We start from the raw sequence: 19,803 nt of genomic DNA on the forward strand, positions 1-19,803 counted from the left end.
CGCAGCGGCGGTGAAGGTGATCGCGGCCGTCAGGGTGGTCTTGCCGTGGTCGACGTGCCCGATGGTGCCCACGTTCACGTGGGGCTTGGTCCGCTCAAACGTTCCTTTTGCCATGTTCTGTTCCTCCTGAAAGGGGATGCCTCTGGGACAAGCCAGCCTGCACAGCATACCGGCCGGAGCCGGGGGCATGTAACCCGGTGACGTAAGGAAATGCGGCCCGCTTGGTTAAGCAGGCCGCGTTCCCGGCTGGAGCTCTTGGTCGGGATTGAACCGACGACCTCTCCCTTACCAAGGGAGTGCTCTACCACTGAGCTACAAGAGCGGAGAAAAAAGCGGGAAACGAGACTCGAACTCGCGACTTTCAGCTTGGGAAGCTGACGCTCTACCAACTGAGCTATTCCCGCGTGTGGTGGGCAGGGGCGGATTCGAACCGCCGTACACTTTCGTGAACAGATTTACAGTCTGTCGCCTTTAACCACTCGGCCACCTACCCGTCCTGCTCGTCCCGGCCCTGATTGTCACAGCCTAAGCCGTGTGGAGCCACCCAGGAGAATCGAACTCCCAACCTTCCGATTACAAGTCGGGTGCTCTACCAATTGAGCTAGGGTGGCAGCCCTTCCCGGAACCGGTGGAGACAGATTTCTGCCCCTGAGTGCGGAGGTTTCGCGCTTGCCGCGCTGACTTCCGGCTGTGAATAGTAGCACCGGCCCCGAAAGGTGTCAACACGACCTCTAAGGTGCCGCTGGGTCCAGGTTCTGGCGCTCGTTTGGACAAGCCCTGCCGGTGAAGCCAAGCTGAAGGGCGGCCCCACCCGACCTCCGCCATATCGCGCATTTGCCGCCAGGCCCATCGGCGTAGACTGACGGTTCTCCGGCCCATCTGGGTTGCCGAATTTGCCCGCCCTTCCGGCTTTTTCGTCCCTTTCTCCCTTAGAGGTACCCCTCCCTTGGACAGTTTGCGAACCCTCTGGCCCTACCTGCGGCTGCACCGCCGCCAGTACGTGATCGGTTTGATCGCGGTGGTGATCGCCAACAGCGTGAACCTGCTGCCGTACTACTTCATCCGCCTCACCATCGACGGGGTGACCGGCCAGACCGACGCGGACGCGGCGACGGCGGGCATCACCGCGACGCAGGTGGGCCTCTATGCCCTGGGCATCGTGGTGGCCTCCGCAACGGCAGGCTTTTTCATGCTGGTTATGCGCCGGATGATCGTGATCGCCTCGCGGCAGACCGAGTATGAGATCCGCCGCGACATCTTCGGCCACCTCCAGACCCTCGACAAGCCGTACTACGACCGCGCCCGCACGGGGGACCTGATGAACCGCCTGACCGGGGACCTCGGGGCCGTGCGGGAAATGCTGGGCTTCGGGGCGTGGCAGATCGTCAATATCGTGTCGGGGTTCATCACGGCCTTTGCGGTGATGTTCAGCCTGAGCTGGCAGCTCACGCTGATCGTGCTGGCGCTGCTGCCGATCATCGTGGGGCTGCTGACCTACATGGCGCGGCAGATCAACAAGCGGCACACCCACGTGCAGGAGCAGAACAGCCTGATCGCCGCCAAGGCGCAGGAGAACTTCAGCGGGGCGCGGGTAGTCAAGGGCTACGCCATCGAGGACCGCGAGATCGAGGACTACCGTGCGATGAACCTCGAACTCCTGAAGCGCAACATCTCGCTGATCAAGGTAGATGGGCCGCTGCGGTCGGTCATGAACCTGCTGCTCGGGATCGCGTTCGGGCTGATTCTGCTGGTCGGCGGGCGGCTGATCCTGAATGGCGACGGCTCCTTCACGGTGGGCATGTTCACCCAGTTCGTCGGGACGTTGGAGCGCCTCGCCTTTCCCATGCTGATGGTGGGGTGGATCACCGGAATCACGCAGCGCGGCCTGTCGTCGTGGTTGCGTCTGCGCGAGCTGTTCGACGCCCGCGCCCTGGTGCGCGACGAGCGCGGTCGGGTCAACCCCGGCATCCAGACCCTGCGGGGCGACGTGGAGTTCGACCACGTGACCCTGCGCTACGGCGAGCGCACCGTGCTGGAGGACGTGAGCCTGAAGGTGCCCGCCGGGACCTTTCTGGGCATCACCGGGCCGACCGGGAGCGGCAAGACGGTGCTGGGACAACTGCTCACCCGCTCGATGGACCCCACCTCGGGCGTGGTGCGGGTGGACGGGCACGACGTGCGGACCATTCCCTTGCGGGTGCTGCGCGACCACATCAGCGTGGTGCCGCAGGAACCGTTCCTGTTCAGCGACTCCATCGCCAACAACATCGGCTTCGGGCTGGGGAACCGTGACCTGCCGGAGGTGCCCACCGGGGTCAGCGTGGTCGGCGCCCCACCGCCCCCCGACATTCCCCCGAACCCCGACATGGACCGGGTGCGCGACGCCGCGCGGCTCGCGGGCCTCGCCGGGGACGTGGAGGACTTCCCGCAGGGCTACGACACGGTGCTGGGCGAGCGCGGGGTGACCCTCTCGGGCGGGCAGCGGCAGCGCACGGCGATTGCGCGGGCCATCGTGCGCGACCCGGCCATCCTGATTCTGGACGACAGCCTCTCGGCGGTGGACACCGAAACCGAGCGGCGCATCCTCGACGGGCTGCGCGAGGTGGCCCAGGGCCGCACGGTGATCCTGATCGGTCACCGCATCAGCACCCTGCGGCACGCCGACCAGATCATCGTGCTGGACAGCGGCCGACTCGTCGAGCAGGGCACCCACGACGACCTCGTCGCCGCTGGGGGCCACTACGCCGAGATTGAGCGGCTCCAGCGTCTCGCCTCCGATCTCGACGCCGACGACGAGCCGATCCGCGACGCGGAGGTCGCCGCCGACGTGCTCGAACACCAGCCCATGCCCCAGGAGGCCGTGAAGTGACCGCAGGTGCTCCCCTTCCCCCCGAGCCGAATAAGGCGGCTTTCGACGCCGACCTCACCCGGCGCATCTTCCGCTACCTCAAGCCGTATCTCGCGCTGGTGGTGGGTGCGGTGCTGCTCTCGCTGGCCTTTTCGGGCATTCAGCCGCTGTTCGGCCTGATTCAGCGCTACGCCATCGACAACGCGCTGACGCCCTTCGTGAACGGCGTGACCGCCGATCGCGAACCGCTGCTGCAAACGCTAACGGTGGCGGCCCTGACCTATATGGGTCTCAAGGTGCTGGAGTTCGCCGTGCAGTACGGCTCGATCATGACCATCGGGTACCTGGGCCAGAACGTGCTGCGCGATATCCGGGCGGACGTGTTCACCAAGCTCCAGCGGCTGCACCTCGCCTTTTTCGACCAGAATCCGGTGGGCCGCCTGATCACCCGCGTGACGAGTGACGTGGACGCGATCAACCAGTTCCTGACGGGCGGGCTGGTCAGCCTGATTCAGAGTGCGTTTCTGATCGTGGCCTATGCGGTGATCATGCTCAGCGTGGACTGGCGGCTGGGACTGGTCAGTTTCGGCGTGCTGCCGTTCATGTACCTGGCGTCCAACTATTTCCGTGGGCACCTGCGCGACGCCTTCCGCAGCAACCGCTTTCAGCAGGCGGTGGTGAACTCCAAGCTCAACGAGAACATCACCGGGATGACGACCGTCCAACTGTTCGGGCGGCAGCGGCGCACGGCGCTGGACTTCGACCACGCGAACCGGGCGCTCCTGACCGCCAACGAGAACTCGGTGAAGTGGTTTTCGCTCTTCATGCCCGTGATGGCGGTGCTGGGGCAGATCGGCATCGCGCTGGTGCTGTACTTCGCGGCCACCCGCCTGCTGAATCAGGACGCCGCCGGGGTCGCCGCCACGACGGGCGTGACGGTAGGCACGCTGGTCGCCTTCATCGGCTGGACGACCAACCTCTTCCAGCCCATTCAGGATCTCGCGGACGTGTTCAACAACCTGCAAGCGGCGATGGCGAGCAGCGAGCGCATCTTCGAGGTGCTCGACACCGACGAGAAGATTCAGGACAAGCCAGGCGCGGCGACGCTGGAGCCTTTCGAGGGCCGGGTGACCTTCGACGGCGTGTGGTTCGCCTACGACCAGGAGGTAACGGCGAACACGCCCGACAGCGACGACCGCTGGATTCTGCGCGGCATCGATCTCGACATCCATCCCGGCGAGAGCGTGGCGCTCGTGGGGGCGACTGGAGCAGGCAAGACGAGCGTGACGGCACTGGTCAGCCGCTTCTACGACGTGCAGCGCGGGGCGGTACGGGTGGACGGCCATGACGTGCGGGACCTGGAACAGCACGACCTGCGGCGGCATGTGGGCGTGGTCTTGCAGGACGTGTTCCTGTTCGCGGGGACCATCGAGGGCAACCTGACCCTGAACAACCCGGCCATCTCGCACGAGCGGGTGGTGGAGGCGTGCAAGTACGTGGGCGTCCACGACTACATCGTCTCGCTGCCCGAGGGCTACCAGACCGAGGTGCGCGAGCGCGGCGCGACCCTCAGCACCGGGCAGAAGCAACTGCTGGCCTTTGCCCGCGCCCTGATTCAGAACCCCGACATCCTGCTCGTGCTGGACGAGGCGACCGCCAACGTGGACACCGAGACGGAGCTGCGGATTCAGCAGGCGCTGCTGAAGGTGATGGAGGGCCGCACCTCCATCATCATCGCCCACCGCCTCAGCACCATTGAGCACTGCGACCGGATCGTAGTTATGCGCAAGGGCCGCATCGTGGAGCAGGGCAGCCACCGGGCGCTGCTGGACAAGGGCGGCTACTACGCCCGGCTGCACCGCCTGCAATACGCGCAGGGGGACGCGGCGGACTGAGGAGGAACGTGGGGTGTGGAGCGTGGATCGTGGGAGGAGAGAAACCCTCTACGATCCACGTTCTACGCTCTTGACCTTCCGCTGACACGCCGGTGACGCCGCCCTGACGTGGGGGGGGCACCCTGGGGCCATGCAGAAGACCTTTCTCCTGGGCCTCGCCCTGGTCATGACCGGAACCGTCAGTTCCGCCGCCGCGCAGAGCCTCACCGGGGCGGGGGCCTCCTTTCCCTACCCCCTCTACTCCAAGATGTTCGCGGAATACCGCAAGGACACCGGCGTCAGCGTGAACTACCAGTCGGTGGGCAGCGGCGCGGGCCAGAAGCAGATCACCGAGCGCACCGTGGACTTTGCGGGGTCGGACAACCCCATGAGCGACGAGGCGATGAAGGCGGCCCCCGGTCGGCTGCTGCACGTCCCCACCGCCATCGGCGCGGTCGTGCCCGCCTACAACGTGCCCGGCGTGACGCAGCCCCTCAAGTTCACGGGGCGGGTGCTGGCCGACATCTACCTGGGCAAGATTCGCACCTGGAACGACAAGGCGATCACCGCCCTGAACCCCGGCGTGACCCTGCCCGGCCTGCCCATCACCGCCGTGCGCCGCAGCGACGGCTCGGGCACCACCTACGTGTTCGCGGATTATCTGAGCAAGGTCAGCAACGAGTGGAAGAACAAGGTGGGCGTGGGCAACAGCCTCCAGTGGCCCACCGGCACGGGCGCCAAGGGCAACGACGGCGTGGCGGGCGTGGTCAAGAGCACTCCCGGCGCGATCGGGTACGTGGAGCTGGTGTACGCCAAGCAGAACAAGCTCCCCTACGGCAGCGTGCGCAACCGCGCGGGCAAGGATGTGCTGGCCGACAACGGACCCGCCGCCGCCGCCGCGCAGGGCGTGGTCATCCCCGCCGACACTCGCGTCAGCCTGACGAACAGCGCGAACGCGGGCGCCTACCCCATCGCCAGCTTTACCTACGTGATCTTTTACAAGGAGCAGAAGTACGGCAACCGCACCCAGGCTCAGGCCAAGGCCCTTAAGAACCTGTTGAGCTGGATGGTCACCACCGGCCAGGGCTACAACGAGGCACTGGACTACGCGAGGCTGCCTTCCACGGTGGCGAGCAAGGCGCGGAACATCATCAACTCGATGACCTACGGGGGCGGCAAGCTCTGATCGTCTGACCTTCAAAGCGGGCGGCCCTCCGAGGTGGGGCCGCCCGCCGCCGCTGCTCTGTGCTCCGCGACCCTTCCCGCCCGTCCCGGCCCTGACGTGGCCCTGACGCCCCCGCGCTGAACTGTCCCCCAGAGGTCATGACCCCATGAGTGAACCCCTGCGTCCCCGTTCCTCGCCCCGCGCCGCCCTGTCCGGCCGCAGCGACCGCACCTTTCAGGGCCTGATTCTCGCGCTCGCCTCGGTGATCGTGCTGGTGTTCGTGCTGAGCGTGTACCAGCTCGGGCGCGAGTCGTGGCCCGCCCTGCGCGAGTTCGGGCTGAGCTTCTATACCGAGCGCACCTGGAACCCGGTGACGGGCGAGTTCGGGGCGGCCCAGATGGTGATCGGCACGCTGGTGACCAGCCTCGCCGCGCTGGTGCTGAGTGTGCCGCTGGCGGTGGCGAGTGCCCTGTTCGTGGCCGAGTACGCCCCGAAGTGGCTGGCGAACCCGGTGGGCTACCTGATCGAGCTGCTCGCTGCCGTGCCCAGCGTGGTGTACGGGCTGTGGGCCTTGTTCGTGATCGCGCCGATCCTGGGCCGCTGGCAGCAGGGCTTCTTCGCGGACCCGGCCAATCTGGAGGTCTATACCCGCTGTCAGGACATCTGGAACAGCGGCCAGACCACCCTGCAATGCTTTTTCGTGCCCAGCGCCTTCGACGGGCGGGGGCTGGCGCTCGCCATCCTGATCCTGACGGTGATGATCCTGCCCTACACGGCGTCGGTGGCGCGGGACGTGATCCGGCTGGTGCCGCAGGACCAGCGCGAGGCGATGTACGCCCTGGGCGCGACGAAGTGGGAGGTCATCTCGCGGGCCATCCTGCCCTATGCCCGCGCGGGCATCCTGGGCGGCGTGATTCTGGCGCTGGGCCGGGCGCTGGGCGAGACGCTGGCGGTGGCGATGGTGATCGGGGACAGCCAGGACATCATCAAGAGCCTGTGGGGTGGGGCCAGCACGATGGCTTCCGTGATCGCCAACCAGTTCGGTGACGCGCAGGAGAGGCTGCACCGCTCCAGCGTGGTGGCGCTGGGCCTGGGCCTGTTCTTCCTCAGTGTGCTGGTGAACTTCATCGCCCGTATGGTGATCGCGCGGCTGACGCCCAAGGGGATTCAATGACCGCCCGCAGCTCGGCCCTCCCTGCCCGCCCCCGGCCCCGGCTCAGCCCGGCCCGCCGCGCCCGCAACCTGATCATGGGCGCTTTGATCGGCCTCTCGACCGTCATCGTGGTCGCCCCCCTGATCCTGATCTTTGCCTACCTGCTGCGCGAGGGGCTGGGAGCGATGAATCTGGAGTTCTTCACCCGGACGCCCGCGCCGGAAGGGGAGACGGGCGGCGGCCTTCTCAACGCGATTGTGGGCAGCCTCCAGATGCTGCTGATGGCGAGCGTACTGGGCGTCGGGGTGGGGGTGGCGGGCGGCATCTTCCTGGCCGAGTATCCCCGGCACCCGCTGATGCCCACCGTGAGGATGCTCAGCGACGTGCTCGCGGGCATCCCGGCCATCGTGATGGGACTGGTGGCTTACGGGCTGATCGTGCTGTATTTCGGCTTTTCCGGGCTGGCGGGCGCCATCGCGCTGGGCTTCCTGATGATTCCCATCGTGGTCCGCACGACCGAGGAGGTCCTGAAGCTGGTGCCCGTCACCGTGCGCGAGGCGGGCCTGAGTCTGGGGCTGCCGCAGTGGCTGGTCATCCTGCGGATCGTGCTGCCCGCCGCCGCCGGGGGCATCGTGACAGGCGTGATGCTGGCCCTGGCGCGGGTGGCGGGCGAGGCCGCGCCGCTGCTGTTCACCGCCTTCGGCAACCCGCTCGTGAACCTCGACCCCACCAAGCCCATGAGCGCCCTGCCACTGGAAATCTACCGGGGGGCGACCAGCGCCTACGACGAGAACCAGCGCCTCGCCAAAGCGGGAGCGCTGCTGCTGATCCTGATCATCTTCGCCACGAGTCTGCTGGCGCGGTGGGCGAGTCGGCGGCGCTAAGCCTCCCCGCCCCCGTCGCCTGTCCGTCCAAGGAGTCCCCACCCATGTCCACCCCCCTCCTCACTGCCCAGAACGTGAGCATCTATTACGGCGACAAGCAGGCCGTCCGCGATGTGGACCTCAGCGTGCAGCGCGGCACCGTGAACGCCCTAATCGGCCCTTCCGGGTGCGGCAAAACCACCTTCCTGCGGGCGATCAACCGGATGCACGACCTGACGCCGGGTGCCCGCGTCACGGGCCGCATCGTGCTCGACGGCGAGGACGTGTACGCCCCCGGCGTGGACGCGGTCGCCATGCGCCGCCGGGTCGGAATGGTCTTCCAGAAGCCCAACCCCTTTCCCACCATGAGCGTGTTCGACAACGTGGTGAGCGGCCTGAAGTTGACCGGGGTGCGTGACCGCGCCCGCTTGATGGAGGTGGCCGAGCGCTCGCTGCGCGGGGCCGCCCTCTGGGACGAGGTCAAGGACCGTCTCAAGACCCCGGCGACGGGCCTTTCGGGCGGTCAGCAGCAGCGGCTGTGCATCGCCCGTGCCCTGGCCGTCGAGCCAGAGCTGCTGCTGATGGACGAGCCGACCTCAGCGCTCGACCCCGCGAGCACGGCCCGCATCGAAGACCTGATGACCGGACTCAAGCAGGTCACCACCATCCTGATCGTCACGCACAACATGCACCAAGCGGCCCGCGTGAGCGACACGACCTCCTTTTTCCTGAATGGCGACCTCGTGGAGCACGGCGTGACCGATCAGGTCTTCACCAGCCCGCGCGACGAGCGCACCGAGGCGTATGTGACGGGCCGCTTTGGTTGAGTCTGGCCGTCCGGTCGCCGCCGGAGCCGATACTGGGGCCATGACGGTGGGTGGAGTGGGGGTCGAGGGGGCGGGCAGCGTGACCGCCCGCTTTCTGCGGATGCTTAGCCTGGCGCTGGAGGAACTGGAGGCCGTCCGCGACGCCGCCCGCCGCGCCGAGTACGCCGGACTGACCGCCCGCGCCGGGAGGCTGGAGAGCGAGACGAACGCGCTGGAGCGCGAGCTGGAGGACGCCTGCCTCGCCGCCTTCGCCCGCCCGCTGACCCCGGACGACCTCGCCTTTCACCTGCTGGTCTTTCGCAGCCTGACCAATCTGGAACGGGTGGGCGACTACGCCTTCGGGGTGGCCCGCGACCTCGAACGGCTGGCCCCGCGCACCCGCTCGGCCACCCTACAAGACGTGCTGCCCCTGATCGGACTGCTGACCACCATGCTCGACCGCCTCGCCTACGCCTTTGCCGAGCGCGACGCGGCAGCCGCCCGCGAGGTCATCCGGCTGGACGCGGAAGAGGTGGACGTGCTGTACGAGCTTTTGCAACGCGCCAGCCTGACCCGCCTGCATGAGCGCCCAGACGACGTGGAGGTCGCGCTGGCCGCCAACCGCATGGCCCGCAGCTTAGAACGCCTGGGGGACCATCTGGTCAACGTGGCCGAGCGGGTGCTGGCGCTGGTGGAGGGGCCAGGGGCGGCGAGAACGGTGGCGGAGTCCCCCTCATAAGCCATCTGGCCGAGGTCCGTCCCCGGCCCCTCGCCTGCTAGCCTCCCCCCATGACCACCACCGAATCCCGCGAGCTGCCCCGCTGGCGCACCGACGATCTGTACGCGGGTCTGCAAGACCCTCGCCTCGCCGCCGACTTGGCTGCCGTGCGAGACGAGGTAACCGCGCTGGAAGCGACGTTTGACCGTTACGGGGTTCGCAAGGACGGCGACACCACTTCCCCCGAGAGTTTGGAAGCCGTGTTGGGGGGCCTGAACGCGCTGATGACGCGCCTGACCTCGCTGCGGGGCTTCATCTCCGCCTTCGTGACGACCGACAGCCGTGACGCCCTCGCCCAGCAGAAGATGGGCGAGCTGACCACCCTGACCCTTCCGCTGGGGCCGCTGCGCTCGCGCCTGACCGCGTGGCTGGGCGGGCAGGACGTGGAGGGGCTGCTGGCCGCGTCCGAGGTCGCCCGCGAGCACGAGCACCTGATTCGCCGCAGCGCGGAGCGGGCGCGGTACCAGATGACCCCGGAGGAAGAAGACCTCGCCGCCCGGCTGCGGCCCAGCGGGGCGGGTGGTTGGTCCAAGCTGCACGGCAACGTCTCCAGCCAACTGCGCGGCGAGTTCCGGGGCGAGTCGCTGCCCGTGACCGCCCTGCGTGCCCTGGCGACCGACCCCGACGAGGGCGTGCGCCGCGACGCCTACGAGGCCGAGCTGAAGGTCTGGGAGGGCGCGGAAGTCGTCCTCGCCGCCGCGCTGAACGGCGTCAAGGGCGAGGAAGGCACCCTCGCCGCCCGCCGGGGCTTTCCCGACGCGGTGGCCCCCAGCCTGCTGACCCACGGCATCGACCGCGAGACGCTGGAGGCCATGCAGGGCGCGGTCGTGCGCTCCTTTCCCGACTTCCGGCGCTACTTCGCGGCGAAGGCGCGGGCGCTGGGCAAGCCGAAGCTGGACTGGTGGGACCTCTTCGCGCCCGTGGGCCGTTCGCAGACCGAATGGACTTACGAGGCCGGGACCCGCTTCGTGGAGGAGCAGTTCCGCTCGTACTCGGACAAACTTGGCGACTACGCCGCCCGCGCCTTTACCGAGAGCTGGATCGATGCCGGGCCGCGCGACGGCAAGCGGGGCGGGGCCTTCTGCATGGGCTGGCAGGGCGACGAGAGCCGCATCCTGATGAACCACGACCCCAGCCTCGACAGCGTGTCCACCCTCGCGCACGAGCTGGGGCACGGGTACCACAACCTCCTCAAGGCGCCGCGCACCCCCCTGCAACGCGAGACGCCGATGACGCTGGCCGAAACGGCGTCAATCTTCTGCGAGACGATCATCCAGAACGCGGCGCTGGAGCAGGCGACGGGCGAGGAGCGCCTGTACGTGCTGGAGACGCAACTGCTCGGACACGCGCAGGTCGTCGTGGACATCCACTCGCGCTTCCTGTTCGAGCGGGCCGTCTTTGAGGGGCGGGCGCAGCGGGACCTGACGCCGCAGGAGATCAATGACCTGATGACTTGGGCGCAGCGTGAGACCTACGGGGACGCGCTGGCGAGCACCCACCCCTACATGTGGGCTGTGAAGCCGCACTACTACAGCCTCAGCTTCTACAACTACCCGTACACCTTCGGGCTGCTGTTCGGCCTGGGGCTGTATGCCCAGTACCAGGCGGCCAAGGAACGCGGCGAGGCCGCCGACTTCCAGCGCAGCTACGACGAGCTGCTGTCGGGCACCGGCCTGGCCGACGCCCGCACCCTGGCGGCTGGATTCGGTATCGACCTGCACGCGCCCGATTTCTGGGAGGGCAGCCTGAACGTGATTCGGGAACAGATCGCGGCGTATGAGGCGGCGCTGGCCTGACGCTCAGCCGAGAGTGGAAAGGGAGAGGCGGCGCGGAATGGCCGCCTCTCCTCTTTGCCCTGCTTGATCTTGACTACCTGCGCTCAATCTGCACGTCCGTCAGGGTCACGGGCACCCCGACCCGGAGCGTGTTCTGAATCTCGGCGACCCGGTCGGTGTGCAGCAGCAGCGCCTGCACCTCGGCCTCGTCGTGCGGCGCTGCGACCCGGACGCGGTAGGTTACGTTCCGGGCGGGTTCACCCTCGGCCCCAAAGTCGCCCGAGACTTCCACCTCCACCCGCTCCACCGTCAGGCCGCGCTTGGCCGCCTCCCGGTACACGTCGTTGCAGTAGCAGGTTGCCAGCGCCAGAAACAGCAGCTCGCCGCCGTTGACCCCCGAGCCCACGCCACTGGGCCGGGGCGGGACGGCGAGGGCCTGAATGTGCCCGTCCGTCCGCAGGGTGACCTCGTGGTGGCCTGCGCTGCTTTGCACCAGGGCGCTGATTTTCATGGCGCACCTCGGGCGCGGGTTACCGCACCTTCACGTCCTGATCAAACCACGTCAGCACCCGCTCGCGGCCGAAGGGCCACACGGACACGCGGGCGGCGTCGGCGGCTTCCTGCGCGAACTCGGGGAAGGGGCCAGTCTTGGCGGGGGCGGCATTCCAGGCGGGGGCATCGTGGGGCAGGCCCGCCAGCTCGCGGGCACGTGCCAGGCCGGTTTGCAGGTCGCCCAGCTCGTCGATCAGCCCCAGCTCCAGCGCGTCCAGCCCGCTCCAGATGCGGCCCCGGCCGATTTCGTTGACGCGCTCGGTGGTCATCTTGCGGCCCTCGGCCACCCGGCTGACAAAGCGGTCGTAGACCTCTGAGATGCCGCGCTTGACGTGCTCGCGCTCGTCTTCCGAGAAGGGACGCGAGGCCGTGTACATCAGCGCCCGCTCGCGGCCCACCGCCTCGGGCTTCAGGCCGTGGCGGGCGTTGAAGTCGCGCAGGACGGGCTTGCCGCTCACCACGCCGATGCTGCCCGTGAGGGTGTACGGGCTGGCAACTACATGTTTGGCATGGGTGAGGACGTAGTACCCGCCGCTCGCCGCGTACTCGCCCATCACGGCGACGACGGGCTTGTCGGAGGTCGCCACCTCGCGCCAGATCAGGTCGGAGGCCAGGGCTGAGCCGCCGCCGCTGTCCACGTACAGGACGATGGCCTTGGTCGTCTTGTCCTTCTTGGCGTGGCGCAGCGCCGCGACCACGGTGTCGGACCCCGCCTGCGGGCCGCCCAGCAGCGGCAACGGGAGGGGGTTGGTCTTGCTCTTCCCGGTGACGATGGTGCCCACCAGGGGCACGACCGCGACCCGCCCGGCCTTGGGGTTGCTCGGCTTCCTGGGCATCAGCAGGTCGAGGACCGCCGCCATGGGCCGGGTGCCGGGACCAATCAGGTCGTCCTCGTAGGCGACGCGGTCGATCAGGCCCGCGTCCCGCGCCGCGTGGGCACTCGTGAGGTCGCCCGTGAGCCAGGTGCGGGCCACGTCCTCGCTGACCCCCCGCGCCGCTGCCAGGTCACGCGCCCAGGCCGACTCCAGCCCGTGCAGGTAGGCGGTGAGCTGCTCGCGGTTGGCGTCGTCCATGTGGTCCTGCGAGTAGCGGGTCAGGGCCGCCTTGTACTCGCGGATGCGCAGGTTCTCGAACTCGATGCCGCTCTTGCGCAGGAACTCGCCCAGGAAGGTCTGCTCCAGCCCGAAGCCCGGCACCATCACGTCCGCCGACTCGGGCGAGACGAGTTCGCCCGCCCCGCTCGCCGCGATCAGGCCCGTCATGGTGAGCTGCGGCAGAAAGGCCACCACCCGCTTTTCCGCCGCCAGCCGCGAGAGGATGCCCCGGATCGCGTGCGCGGTCGCGGGCGAGGCCGTGAACTCGGAGAAGCGCACGAGGACGCCGTGCAGCCACTCGGCGCCGCGCAGCTTCTCGGCACGGGCCTCTAGCGCCTCCAGCGTCTCGGTGCGGCTCAGCAGCGCCTGAAGTGCGCCCGCAGGTTGCCGCGCCGGGTAGCTCCCGTGCAGGTCGAGGACCACCCAGGTCGGCCGGGTCACGCCGTCCGGCAAGGGATCGCCTGAGCGGGGCAGAAAGGGAATGTTGACCATACCCCCTAGCCTACGCGCCCGGAGCGGGGACGGTTCCCCAGCCGCTCCCCCATCGCCCCGGCACGGGCCAGCAGGAGGTCGGCGGCTTCCGGCGGGAGGTGCGCCCGCGCCGCCTCTCCGAACAGAGCCAGCCAGCGCTCCAGATGCGCTCCCCGGATGCCCAGCCCCGCGTGAACGTGGTTGAGGTTGCCCCGCCACGCCGGACCGCCCCCCAGCATCGTGACCCAGAAGGCCGTCACCCGTTCCAGGTGGGCGTCCCAGTCGGTGACGTGCGCCGCGAAGGTCGGCCCCAGCACCTCGTCCGCCCGTGCCCGCGCGTAGAAGTCGGCCAGCAGGGGGCGCAGCGCCGCCTCCCCGCCGACCGCTTCCAATGGGTTGGCTGGGAGACGGGGAGGAGCCTCTTCCAACACCGCCAGAAACGCCGCTTTGCGTTCGGGCGGGAGGGTCGGCCCGGCCCAGGCCGTCAGGGAACCGTGGGTCCAGTGGAGGGGCAGTTCTCCCTCCCAGGCGTGGACGACCGCTCCACGCGGCGCCTCTGTCCAGTCCCCGGCGGGGCCGCCGTGCCGCACGTGTGCGCCCAGCACCCGTCCCGCGAGCGCCGCGCCCGTGCCCCAGGCGAGGGTGGGCACCCCGCGCCGAAGGGCCTCCGATGCCAGGGTCAGCCGCGCCCAGCGGTCGGGCCTCTCCCGCACGTCGGCCACCGGCTCGCCGTCGTGGGGGAGCAGCAGGCCCGCCGCACCCGGCAGCGCCTCCGGGGTGGCCAGCTCGGTGCGCCAGTCCGGCAAAGGGAGGGGGGAGAGCAGGGCATCCGGCATGGGGCCAGCATAGGGAAGACCCCCGGCGCACGGGGTCCGGGGGTCACCTTCAGGTGTGGGATTACTCGTTCGTATCGGTCGGGGGGGTAGGCGTCCCCTCGTCCGCGCCGCCGCCCTCTCCCTGCTGCCCGCCGGTCTGCTGCCGGGGCGGCGCCTCGTTGTCGTCGCGGTTCTCGCCGCCCAGCGTGTCGGCGATGTCGGCCGCTTCCGAGTCCTCGACCGTGGGGTTGGCCGCGCTGGACTTCTCAACGTTGGAGGCGCCGGTCTGGCCCACCTCGGTCTGCTCGTCGCCGCCCTCGGGCGCGGTGGGGGAGGGCACGCCACTCGTCTCTTCCTGGCCGCCCACGCCGTCCCCCTCGGGGGTGGACTCCTCGGTGCCGCCGCTCTCCTGACCAGCGGGGGCCGCCACCGCGCCGTTCTCGCCGGACTGCTCGCCGCCCAGTGACTCGGGGCGGGTGTCGCCCTGCGGCTGGGTGAGCTGGTCGGAGCCCTGGGTCGCGGCGCTCTTGGGCGAGGGGGCGTCCTCGCTCTTCACGTCCTGCGTGGTGGGGTCACCGATGCCCTCGGCGCCCGCCTTGGCTTCCTCCTCCTCGGCGTGGTGCGGGGTGGTCGCGATGCGGTACCCGGCATACGAGCCGCCCAGCGTGAGCGCCAGCAGCAGCGTCATGGTGACGGCAAAGGTGTTCTTCATATCACCCCAGCCTACCATGCGGTCAGGGGCCTTTGGCCCGCGCTCAGCGGGAAAGCGGTGAGGATTGGCCCGCGCCGCCTTCACCCTTTTTGGGTGCGGCCCTCCCGTCGGCTGAAGGTGCTGGGCGGGACTTTGCCTGGGCTACCCTGGGGCGTGCGCCTCGCTTCCCTGACCGCCTCCAACTCGGACATCCTCGCGGCCCTGGGCGCGGCGGGACAGGTCGTCGCCGTGGACAGCCACAGCGACGCGCCCGGCCTGGAGGGGGCGATCCGGGTCGGCCCCGACCTCGATATAGACGTGGCGGCGGTCGCGGCAGCGCGGCCCGACCTCGTGCTCGCCAGCCTCAGCGTGCCGGGGATGGGACGGGTGGTGGAGGGGCTGGAGCGGGAGGGGCTACCCACCCTGGTCCTCGACCCGGTGAGTGTGGAGGACACCCTGGCCGACATCCGCACCATCGGGGAGGCAATTGGCTACCCGGAGCGCGGCGCGGCGGTCGCGGGGGCGCTGAGTGCCGAACTCTCCCGCCTCGCCCGCCCCTTCGCCCGGCCTCCCTGCGTCCTCGTGGAGTGGTGGCCTCGGCCCATCATCGCGGCGACCCGCGACTCGTGGGTGACCGACCTGCTGGCCGGGCTGGGGGCGGTGAATGCGCTGGGGGAGCGGGCGGGCCGCAGTTCGCCCCTCACGCTGGAGGAGGTGCGGGCGGCGCGGCCCGACCTGATCGTCTGCTCGTGGTGTGGGGCGAAAAAGCTGCGCCCGGAGGTGATCGAGGCGCGGGGGCTGGGCGTGTCGGTGGTCGCCGTGCCCGAAAGCGGGCTGGGGCGCCCCGGTCCCCGGCTGCTGGAGGGAGCGCGGCAGATCGCGGCGGCGCTCGCGGTCCTCAAGCTGGGGGAAGCCACCCCAGCAGCGCCCGCAACCCCCGCAGGCACTCGGCCCGGTACGCCTCTAGGTCAGGCTCCGGGTCGGCCAGAAACCGCACGCTGAGGCCCTCCACGAGCGCCCGCAGCAGCCGCGCCCGTTCCTCAGCGTCCTTCTCCCCCCCCAGCCGCGCGAGTTCGAGGTCGAGGGCCAGCGTTTCGCGCAGGAAGTCGCGCTGAACGGCCATCAGCTCGGGGTCGCGGGTGGCGGCGGCGAGAAAGTCGAGCGACACCGTGTAGAAGCGCCGGGTGTTTTCCACCCCGTAGAACTGGTTGTCCACGTACGAGCGCAGCTTGGCCTCGGGGGAAGGGGCCTGCCGCAGCGCCCGGCGGGTGGCGACCGTGACGGTGCGGGTAAAGCGGCGCATCACGGCGGCGAGCAGTCCCGCCCGGCTCCCGAAGTGGTAGGCCAGCGTGCCCTTGCTGACCCCCGCGTGCCGGGCGATATCGGCCAGCGTCACGCCCGCGTATCCGCTTTCGTAAATGGCAAAGTACGCGGCCCGCTCCAGGGCAGCGCGGCGGGCGCGGTCCTGAATGGGGTTGACGCGGCGGGCCATGAGGGGCAGGGTAGCGGGTCCGGCCGGGTGGACGCCCCTGCCCGCTACTTTGCCCCGTGCCGCAGGAACTCGCGCATCTCGTTCACGCAGGGGCTGGCCTCGTGCTGGGCGCTGCTGCCCGTCACGGTCCGCAACAGGCCCGCGTCGCTGAGGTAGAGCTGGCTGATGCGGTAGGCCACCCCGTTCGCCTCGTGGGTGTAGGCGGCGAGCACACTCCAGGTACCGTTCCGCTCCACCGGCTGGGTCACCACCTCGGACACCGTCTTCTGGCCGCCCAGCGTGCGCTGAAGCCGCACGGCAAAGGTGCGGGCCGCCGCCTGGGTGCGAAAGGTGGGCAGCGCCTGACCGTGCCGTTCCTCGCGGATCAGGCACGCGCCCGAGGCGTCGGCCCAGACGTTGGCATTGCCGTTCACCGGGGTCCAGCCTTTCATCGGGACCACCAGGGCCAGGGCGGGGAAGGCACTCAGGGCGAGGGCCACGCCGAGCACGCGCAGGGGGGCAGGCATGCGTCAGTGTACCCGCACGGCCCTCACCGCGAGGCCAGCCGCGCCTCCAGCCCCGCCCGCACCTCCGGCCACTCGCCGCGCAGCACGCTGAACATCACGCTGTCGCGGGCAAAGCCGTCGGGGCGCACCTGGTACTGCCGCAGGATGCCCTCACGCACGGCGCCCAGCTTCTCCATCGCCCGCAGGCTGCGGGTATTGCGGGCGTCCACCTTGAACTGCACGCGGTTCGCGCCCAGCACGTCAAAGGCGCGGCTCAGCAGCAGCAGCTTGGCTTCCGGATTGGCGGCGGTGCCCTGCGCGGCGGGCACCAGCATCGTGCCGATCTCGACCCAGCGGTCAGCGGGCCGGACCTCGCTGTAGCTGATGCGGCCTGCGGCGCGGCCCCCCACCAGTACGGCCCAGTTCAGGCGGGCGGGCAGGGCGTTCAGCCGGGAGATGTACTCCGCCCAGCCCTCCACCGTCTGCGGGTCGGGGCCGCCGCGCGACAGCAGCGCGTAAGTCCCTTCGTCTGCCCCGGCGTGGAGGTCGGCGGCGTGCGCCTCGGTCAGCGGCACCAGCGTGACGTGCCGCCCGGAGAGGGGCACGGGCCGGAACCACTCGTCGGTCGGGGCGGGCGTCACCGGGGCGTCCATCCTCCCACCGTACCCGGTCCAGAGGAAAACCCCGCCGGAAGGGTCCGGGCGGGGCAGGGGCGAGGCGGGTCAGAAAGGGGCAGGAGACGGCTCGGGTCCTTCGTCCTCGGGCTTGCGGGGTACGGGCGGCGCGGCCTCGCTCACCCGGCGCCGTCCGCTGAGCGCCCGGCCCAGCGTGACCTCGTCGGCGTATTCCAGCGCCCCACCGACCGGGAGGCCGTAGGCGATGCGGCTCACGACCGCGCCCAGCGGTTCGAGCAGCCGTTGCAGGTACAGCGCGGTGGCGTCGCCCTCCACGGTGGTCCCGGTCGCCAGGATGACCTCCATGCCTTCCCCCACGCGCGGCAGCAGGGGGCGGATATGCAGGCGCTCGGGGCCGACGCCGTTCATCGGACTCAGAACCCCGTGCAGCACGTGGTAGAGGCCCCGGAACTCGCCGCTGCGCTCGATGGCGATCACGTCGCCGGGTTCCTCGACCACGCAGATCACGCCCTGGTCGCGCGAGGGGTCGCTGCACACGTCACACCGCTCGGCATCGGTGATGTTGAAGCAGACCGGGCAGGTGTGCAGTTCCCGCTTGGCCGAGAGCAGCGCCCCGGCCAGCCGCTCGATGTCCTCGCGCGGCTGCTCGAACAGGTGAAAGGCCAGCCGCTGGGCACTCTTCGGCCCGATGCCCGGCAGACGCGACAGCTCGCGGATCAGGGCGACCAGACTGGGCGGATACTTCATGCCTCACCCCGCGGATGGCGGATGGCGGAAGGCGGAAGGCTCCCCATCAGAAGCCGGGCAGCCCCAGCCCGCGCGTCGCGTCCTGCTGGAGGGCGTCGGCCTTGGCGCTGGCGTCTTGCAGCGCCACGAGCAGCAGGTCTTCCAGGGCCTCCACGTCGTCGGCGTCCACCGCTTCGGGCTTGATCTTCAGGGCGGTCACCTTGCCGTGCCCGTTCATGGTGACGGTCACCAGACCGCTCGCGGTGCCCTCCACCGACTGCGCGGCGAGGTTTTCCTGAATCTTGGCGGCGGCGACCTGCGCCTGCTGCATCTGCTTCATGAGCTTCTTCATGTCCATAGCTGTGGTCCATTGTACCGGCGGGGGTCGCCGGGGACCGTGCCCGGTAGGGGATAGCGAGGTGCCCGGAGTGGAGCGAGCGGTGCTGGAGGGTCACGGCACCTTGTCACAGCCCTTCCCGTCCCCGTCCCGGTCGCGGCTCTTGTTGTAACTGGCCTCACCTGGTTGCAGGTCGCGGAGCCCCACGGCGATCAGCTCCGCGCAGTTGCCCTTGCCATACACCTGAGAGCGGGGGACGTATCCAGTCTTCTTCTGTGCGGTGACCTGGCACCAGCCTTTCAGTCCGGCCGTGCAGGTGCGGATGTCGAGCGGCGTATCGGCTTTCAAGGTCAGCAGCACCGCGCTTCCCGCGTCCGGCTTGGCATGGAGCCGAGCCACAGCCCGCGTCTCGCCAGGAAGAGCGAGAGCAGATGGAAGGAGGAAAAGGGTGGACAGGGCAAACAGCGTTTTTCTCATGGCCCAGCGTACTGTTTGCACCCGTGACACCAAAAGCCCCCGGTCTTCCGCTTCCAGGCCCCTGGTCCTCACAGCGCCGCCGCCCGCGCCCCCTTCGCCCGGCGGTAAAGCTGCGCGGGCCGCCCCACCCCGCTGCGCCGCTCGCCGCTGGCGACCAGCAGCCCCTGCGCCAGCAACCGCTTGCGGAAGTTGCGCTTGTCGAGGGGCCGGTCGAGAATCGCCTCGTGGACCCGCTGAAGCTCGGGCAGGGTGAAGGTGTCGGATAAGAACTCCAGCGCCAAATGCGCGTATTCCAGCCGCACCCGCAGCCGCCCCAGCGCTCGCGTCAGAATCGCGGCGTGGTCGAAGGCGAGCGCGGGCGGGCGGTGCGCCGGGAACCAGCCCGCCCCCAGCGTGTGCCCACCGCCCGTCACGTCCACCGCGCCGTGCGCGAGGACCGCCAGATGCGCGACCGACACGATGCGCCCGCGCGGGTCCCGGCCCGGTGCCCCGAAGGTATAGAACTGCTCCAGATGCCGGGGCTCCAACGTCACTGACGTCTCGGTCCGCAACTCGCGCAGGGCCGCCTCGTGCAGATCCTCGCCGGGGTGGACGAAGCCGCCGGGCAGTGCCCACGCGCGGGCGTGGGGCAGCTCGCCGCGCTGCACCAGCAGCACCTGCAACTCGCCCCCGTGCATGGCGAAGGCCGCCACGTCCACCGCTAGGCCGACCTGGGTCGCCTGGGGCGGCAGGGCTAGTGTCTCCATGACACGAACTGTAGGCCCTG

At 69.6% G+C, this 19,803-nt stretch carries 21 protein-coding genes and 4 tRNA genes; 9 read left to right on the plus strand and 16 right to left on the minus strand.

Annotation, left to right across the window (positions count from 1 at the left end; all coding sequences use genetic code 11):
• The 5 genes from F8S09_RS00005 to F8S09_RS00025 form a co-directional block, all read right to left on the minus strand.
• Positions 1-114: GTP-binding protein (locus F8S09_RS00005; RefSeq protein WP_152867881.1), on the minus strand; the 114-nt coding region annotated here is incomplete at its 3' end.
• Positions 115-247: 133 nt separating this feature from the next.
• Positions 248-322 (minus strand) — tRNA-Thr (locus tag F8S09_RS00010).
• Between the two features lie 9 nt (positions 323-331).
• A tRNA-Gly gene (locus tag F8S09_RS00015) sits at positions 332-404 on the minus strand.
• Positions 405-407: 3 nt separating this feature from the next.
• A tRNA-Tyr gene (locus tag F8S09_RS00020) sits at positions 408-493 on the minus strand.
• A 42-nt stretch (positions 494-535) separates the two neighbouring features.
• Positions 536-611: transfer RNA gene (locus tag F8S09_RS00025), tRNA-Thr, on the minus strand.
• Between the two features lie 335 nt (positions 612-946).
• Between F8S09_RS00025 and F8S09_RS00030 the strand changes: the two genes are divergently transcribed.
• The 8 genes from F8S09_RS00030 to F8S09_RS00065 all read left to right on the plus strand — a co-directional run bounded on the left by F8S09_RS00030 (position 947) and on the right by F8S09_RS00065 (position 11,283).
• Complete coding sequence (locus F8S09_RS00030; RefSeq protein ID WP_152867883.1) at positions 947-2,869, plus strand: ABC transporter ATP-binding protein; 1,923 nt, start codon at positions 947-949, stop codon at positions 2,867-2,869.
• Positions 2,866-4,743 carry an ABC transporter ATP-binding protein gene (locus F8S09_RS00035; protein ID WP_322618367.1) on the plus strand — a complete coding sequence of 626 codons (1,878 nt, stop codon included), beginning with the start codon at positions 2,866-2,868 and terminating at the stop codon, positions 4,741-4,743. The genes F8S09_RS00030 and F8S09_RS00035 overlap by 4 nt, the downstream gene beginning before the upstream one ends.
• Before the next feature lie 130 nt (positions 4,744-4,873).
• Entirely contained in the window at positions 4,874-5,908 is a 1,035-nt protein-coding gene (pstS, locus tag F8S09_RS00040) for a phosphate ABC transporter substrate-binding protein PstS (RefSeq protein ID WP_152867885.1), read from the plus strand.
• A 145-nt stretch (positions 5,909-6,053) separates the two neighbouring features.
• Positions 6,054-7,061, plus strand: coding sequence for a phosphate ABC transporter permease subunit PstC (pstC, locus tag F8S09_RS00045; RefSeq protein ID WP_152867887.1), 1,008 nt, complete (start codon positions 6,054-6,056; stop codon positions 7,059-7,061).
• Positions 7,058-7,924, plus strand: a complete 867-nt coding sequence (pstA, locus tag F8S09_RS00050; RefSeq protein ID WP_152867889.1) for a phosphate ABC transporter permease PstA — start codon at positions 7,058-7,060, stop codon at positions 7,922-7,924. The genes pstC and pstA overlap by 4 nt, the downstream gene beginning before the upstream one ends.
• Positions 7,925-7,968: 44 nt before the next feature.
• Entirely contained in the window at positions 7,969-8,730 is a 762-nt protein-coding gene (gene pstB, locus F8S09_RS00055) for a phosphate ABC transporter ATP-binding protein PstB (protein WP_152867892.1), read from the plus strand.
• A gap of 40 nt (positions 8,731-8,770) precedes the next feature.
• A complete protein-coding gene (locus tag F8S09_RS00060) occupies positions 8,771-9,448 on the plus strand; it encodes a phosphate signaling complex PhoU family protein (RefSeq protein WP_227978415.1) in 678 nt (225 codons plus the stop codon).
• A gap of 50 nt (positions 9,449-9,498) precedes the next feature.
• Complete coding sequence (locus F8S09_RS00065) at positions 9,499-11,283, plus strand: M3 family oligoendopeptidase (RefSeq protein ID WP_194165169.1); 1,785 nt, start codon at positions 9,499-9,501, stop codon at positions 11,281-11,283.
• A 73-nt stretch (positions 11,284-11,356) separates the two neighbouring features.
• On the opposite strand, the gene F8S09_RS00070 is transcribed toward F8S09_RS00065, so the two are convergent.
• From F8S09_RS00070 to F8S09_RS17840, 4 genes are all read right to left on the minus strand, one after another.
• Positions 11,357-11,773: an OsmC family protein gene (locus F8S09_RS00070; protein ID WP_152867894.1), complete on the minus strand. Its 417-nt coding sequence runs from the start codon at positions 11,771-11,773 to the stop codon at positions 11,357-11,359.
• Positions 11,774-11,792: 19 nt separating this feature from the next.
• Positions 11,793-13,400 carry a S49 family peptidase gene (locus F8S09_RS00075; protein WP_152867896.1) on the minus strand — a complete coding sequence of 536 codons (1,608 nt, stop codon included), beginning with the start codon at positions 13,398-13,400 and terminating at the stop codon, positions 11,793-11,795.
• A gap of 5 nt (positions 13,401-13,405) precedes the next feature.
• Positions 13,406-14,215, minus strand: a complete 810-nt coding sequence (locus F8S09_RS00080) for a group III truncated hemoglobin (protein ID WP_152867898.1) — start codon at positions 14,213-14,215, stop codon at positions 13,406-13,408.
• Positions 14,216-14,276: 61 nt separating this feature from the next.
• A complete protein-coding gene (locus tag F8S09_RS17840; protein WP_227978416.1) occupies positions 14,277-14,906 on the minus strand; it encodes a hypothetical protein in 630 nt (209 codons plus the stop codon).
• A 153-nt stretch (positions 14,907-15,059) separates the two neighbouring features.
• Between F8S09_RS17840 and F8S09_RS00090 the strand changes: the two genes are divergently transcribed.
• Positions 15,060-15,887, plus strand: coding sequence for a helical backbone metal receptor (locus F8S09_RS00090; protein ID WP_322618368.1), 828 nt, complete (start codon positions 15,060-15,062; stop codon positions 15,885-15,887).
• On the opposite strand, the gene F8S09_RS00095 is transcribed toward F8S09_RS00090, so the two are convergent.
• The 7 genes from F8S09_RS00095 to F8S09_RS00125 form a co-directional block, all read right to left on the minus strand.
• Entirely contained in the window at positions 15,784-16,377 is a 594-nt protein-coding gene (locus F8S09_RS00095; protein ID WP_152867900.1) for a TetR/AcrR family transcriptional regulator, read from the minus strand. The genes F8S09_RS00090 and F8S09_RS00095 overlap by 104 nt on opposite strands.
• Positions 16,378-16,421: 44 nt before the next feature.
• Positions 16,422-16,883, minus strand: coding sequence for a hypothetical protein (locus tag F8S09_RS00100; protein WP_152867902.1), 462 nt, complete (start codon positions 16,881-16,883; stop codon positions 16,422-16,424).
• 23 nt (positions 16,884-16,906) lie between these two features.
• A complete protein-coding gene (locus F8S09_RS00105; RefSeq protein ID WP_152867904.1) occupies positions 16,907-17,515 on the minus strand; it encodes a GNAT family N-acetyltransferase in 609 nt (202 codons plus the stop codon).
• A gap of 69 nt (positions 17,516-17,584) precedes the next feature.
• Positions 17,585-18,244 carry a recombination mediator RecR gene (gene recR / locus F8S09_RS00110; protein WP_152867906.1) on the minus strand — a complete coding sequence of 220 codons (660 nt, stop codon included), beginning with the start codon at positions 18,242-18,244 and terminating at the stop codon, positions 17,585-17,587.
• A gap of 46 nt (positions 18,245-18,290) precedes the next feature.
• On the minus strand, positions 18,291-18,581 hold the full coding sequence (locus tag F8S09_RS00115) for a YbaB/EbfC family nucleoid-associated protein (RefSeq protein ID WP_152867908.1): 291 nt from the start codon (positions 18,579-18,581) through the stop codon (positions 18,291-18,293).
• A 93-nt stretch (positions 18,582-18,674) separates the two neighbouring features.
• Positions 18,675-19,037 carry an SH3 domain-containing protein gene (locus tag F8S09_RS00120; RefSeq protein ID WP_152867910.1) on the minus strand — a complete coding sequence of 121 codons (363 nt, stop codon included), beginning with the start codon at positions 19,035-19,037 and terminating at the stop codon, positions 18,675-18,677.
• 68 nt (positions 19,038-19,105) lie between these two features.
• Positions 19,106-19,783, minus strand: a complete 678-nt coding sequence (locus tag F8S09_RS00125; protein ID WP_152867912.1) for an NUDIX hydrolase — start codon at positions 19,781-19,783, stop codon at positions 19,106-19,108.
• Positions 19,784-19,803 lie beyond the last annotated feature (20 nt).

Origin of the sequence: Deinococcus terrestris (genome assembly GCF_009377345.1) — a bacterium.
In the GTDB taxonomy this organism is placed as follows: Bacteria; Deinococcota; Deinococci; order Deinococcales; family Deinococcaceae; genus Deinococcus; species Deinococcus terrestris.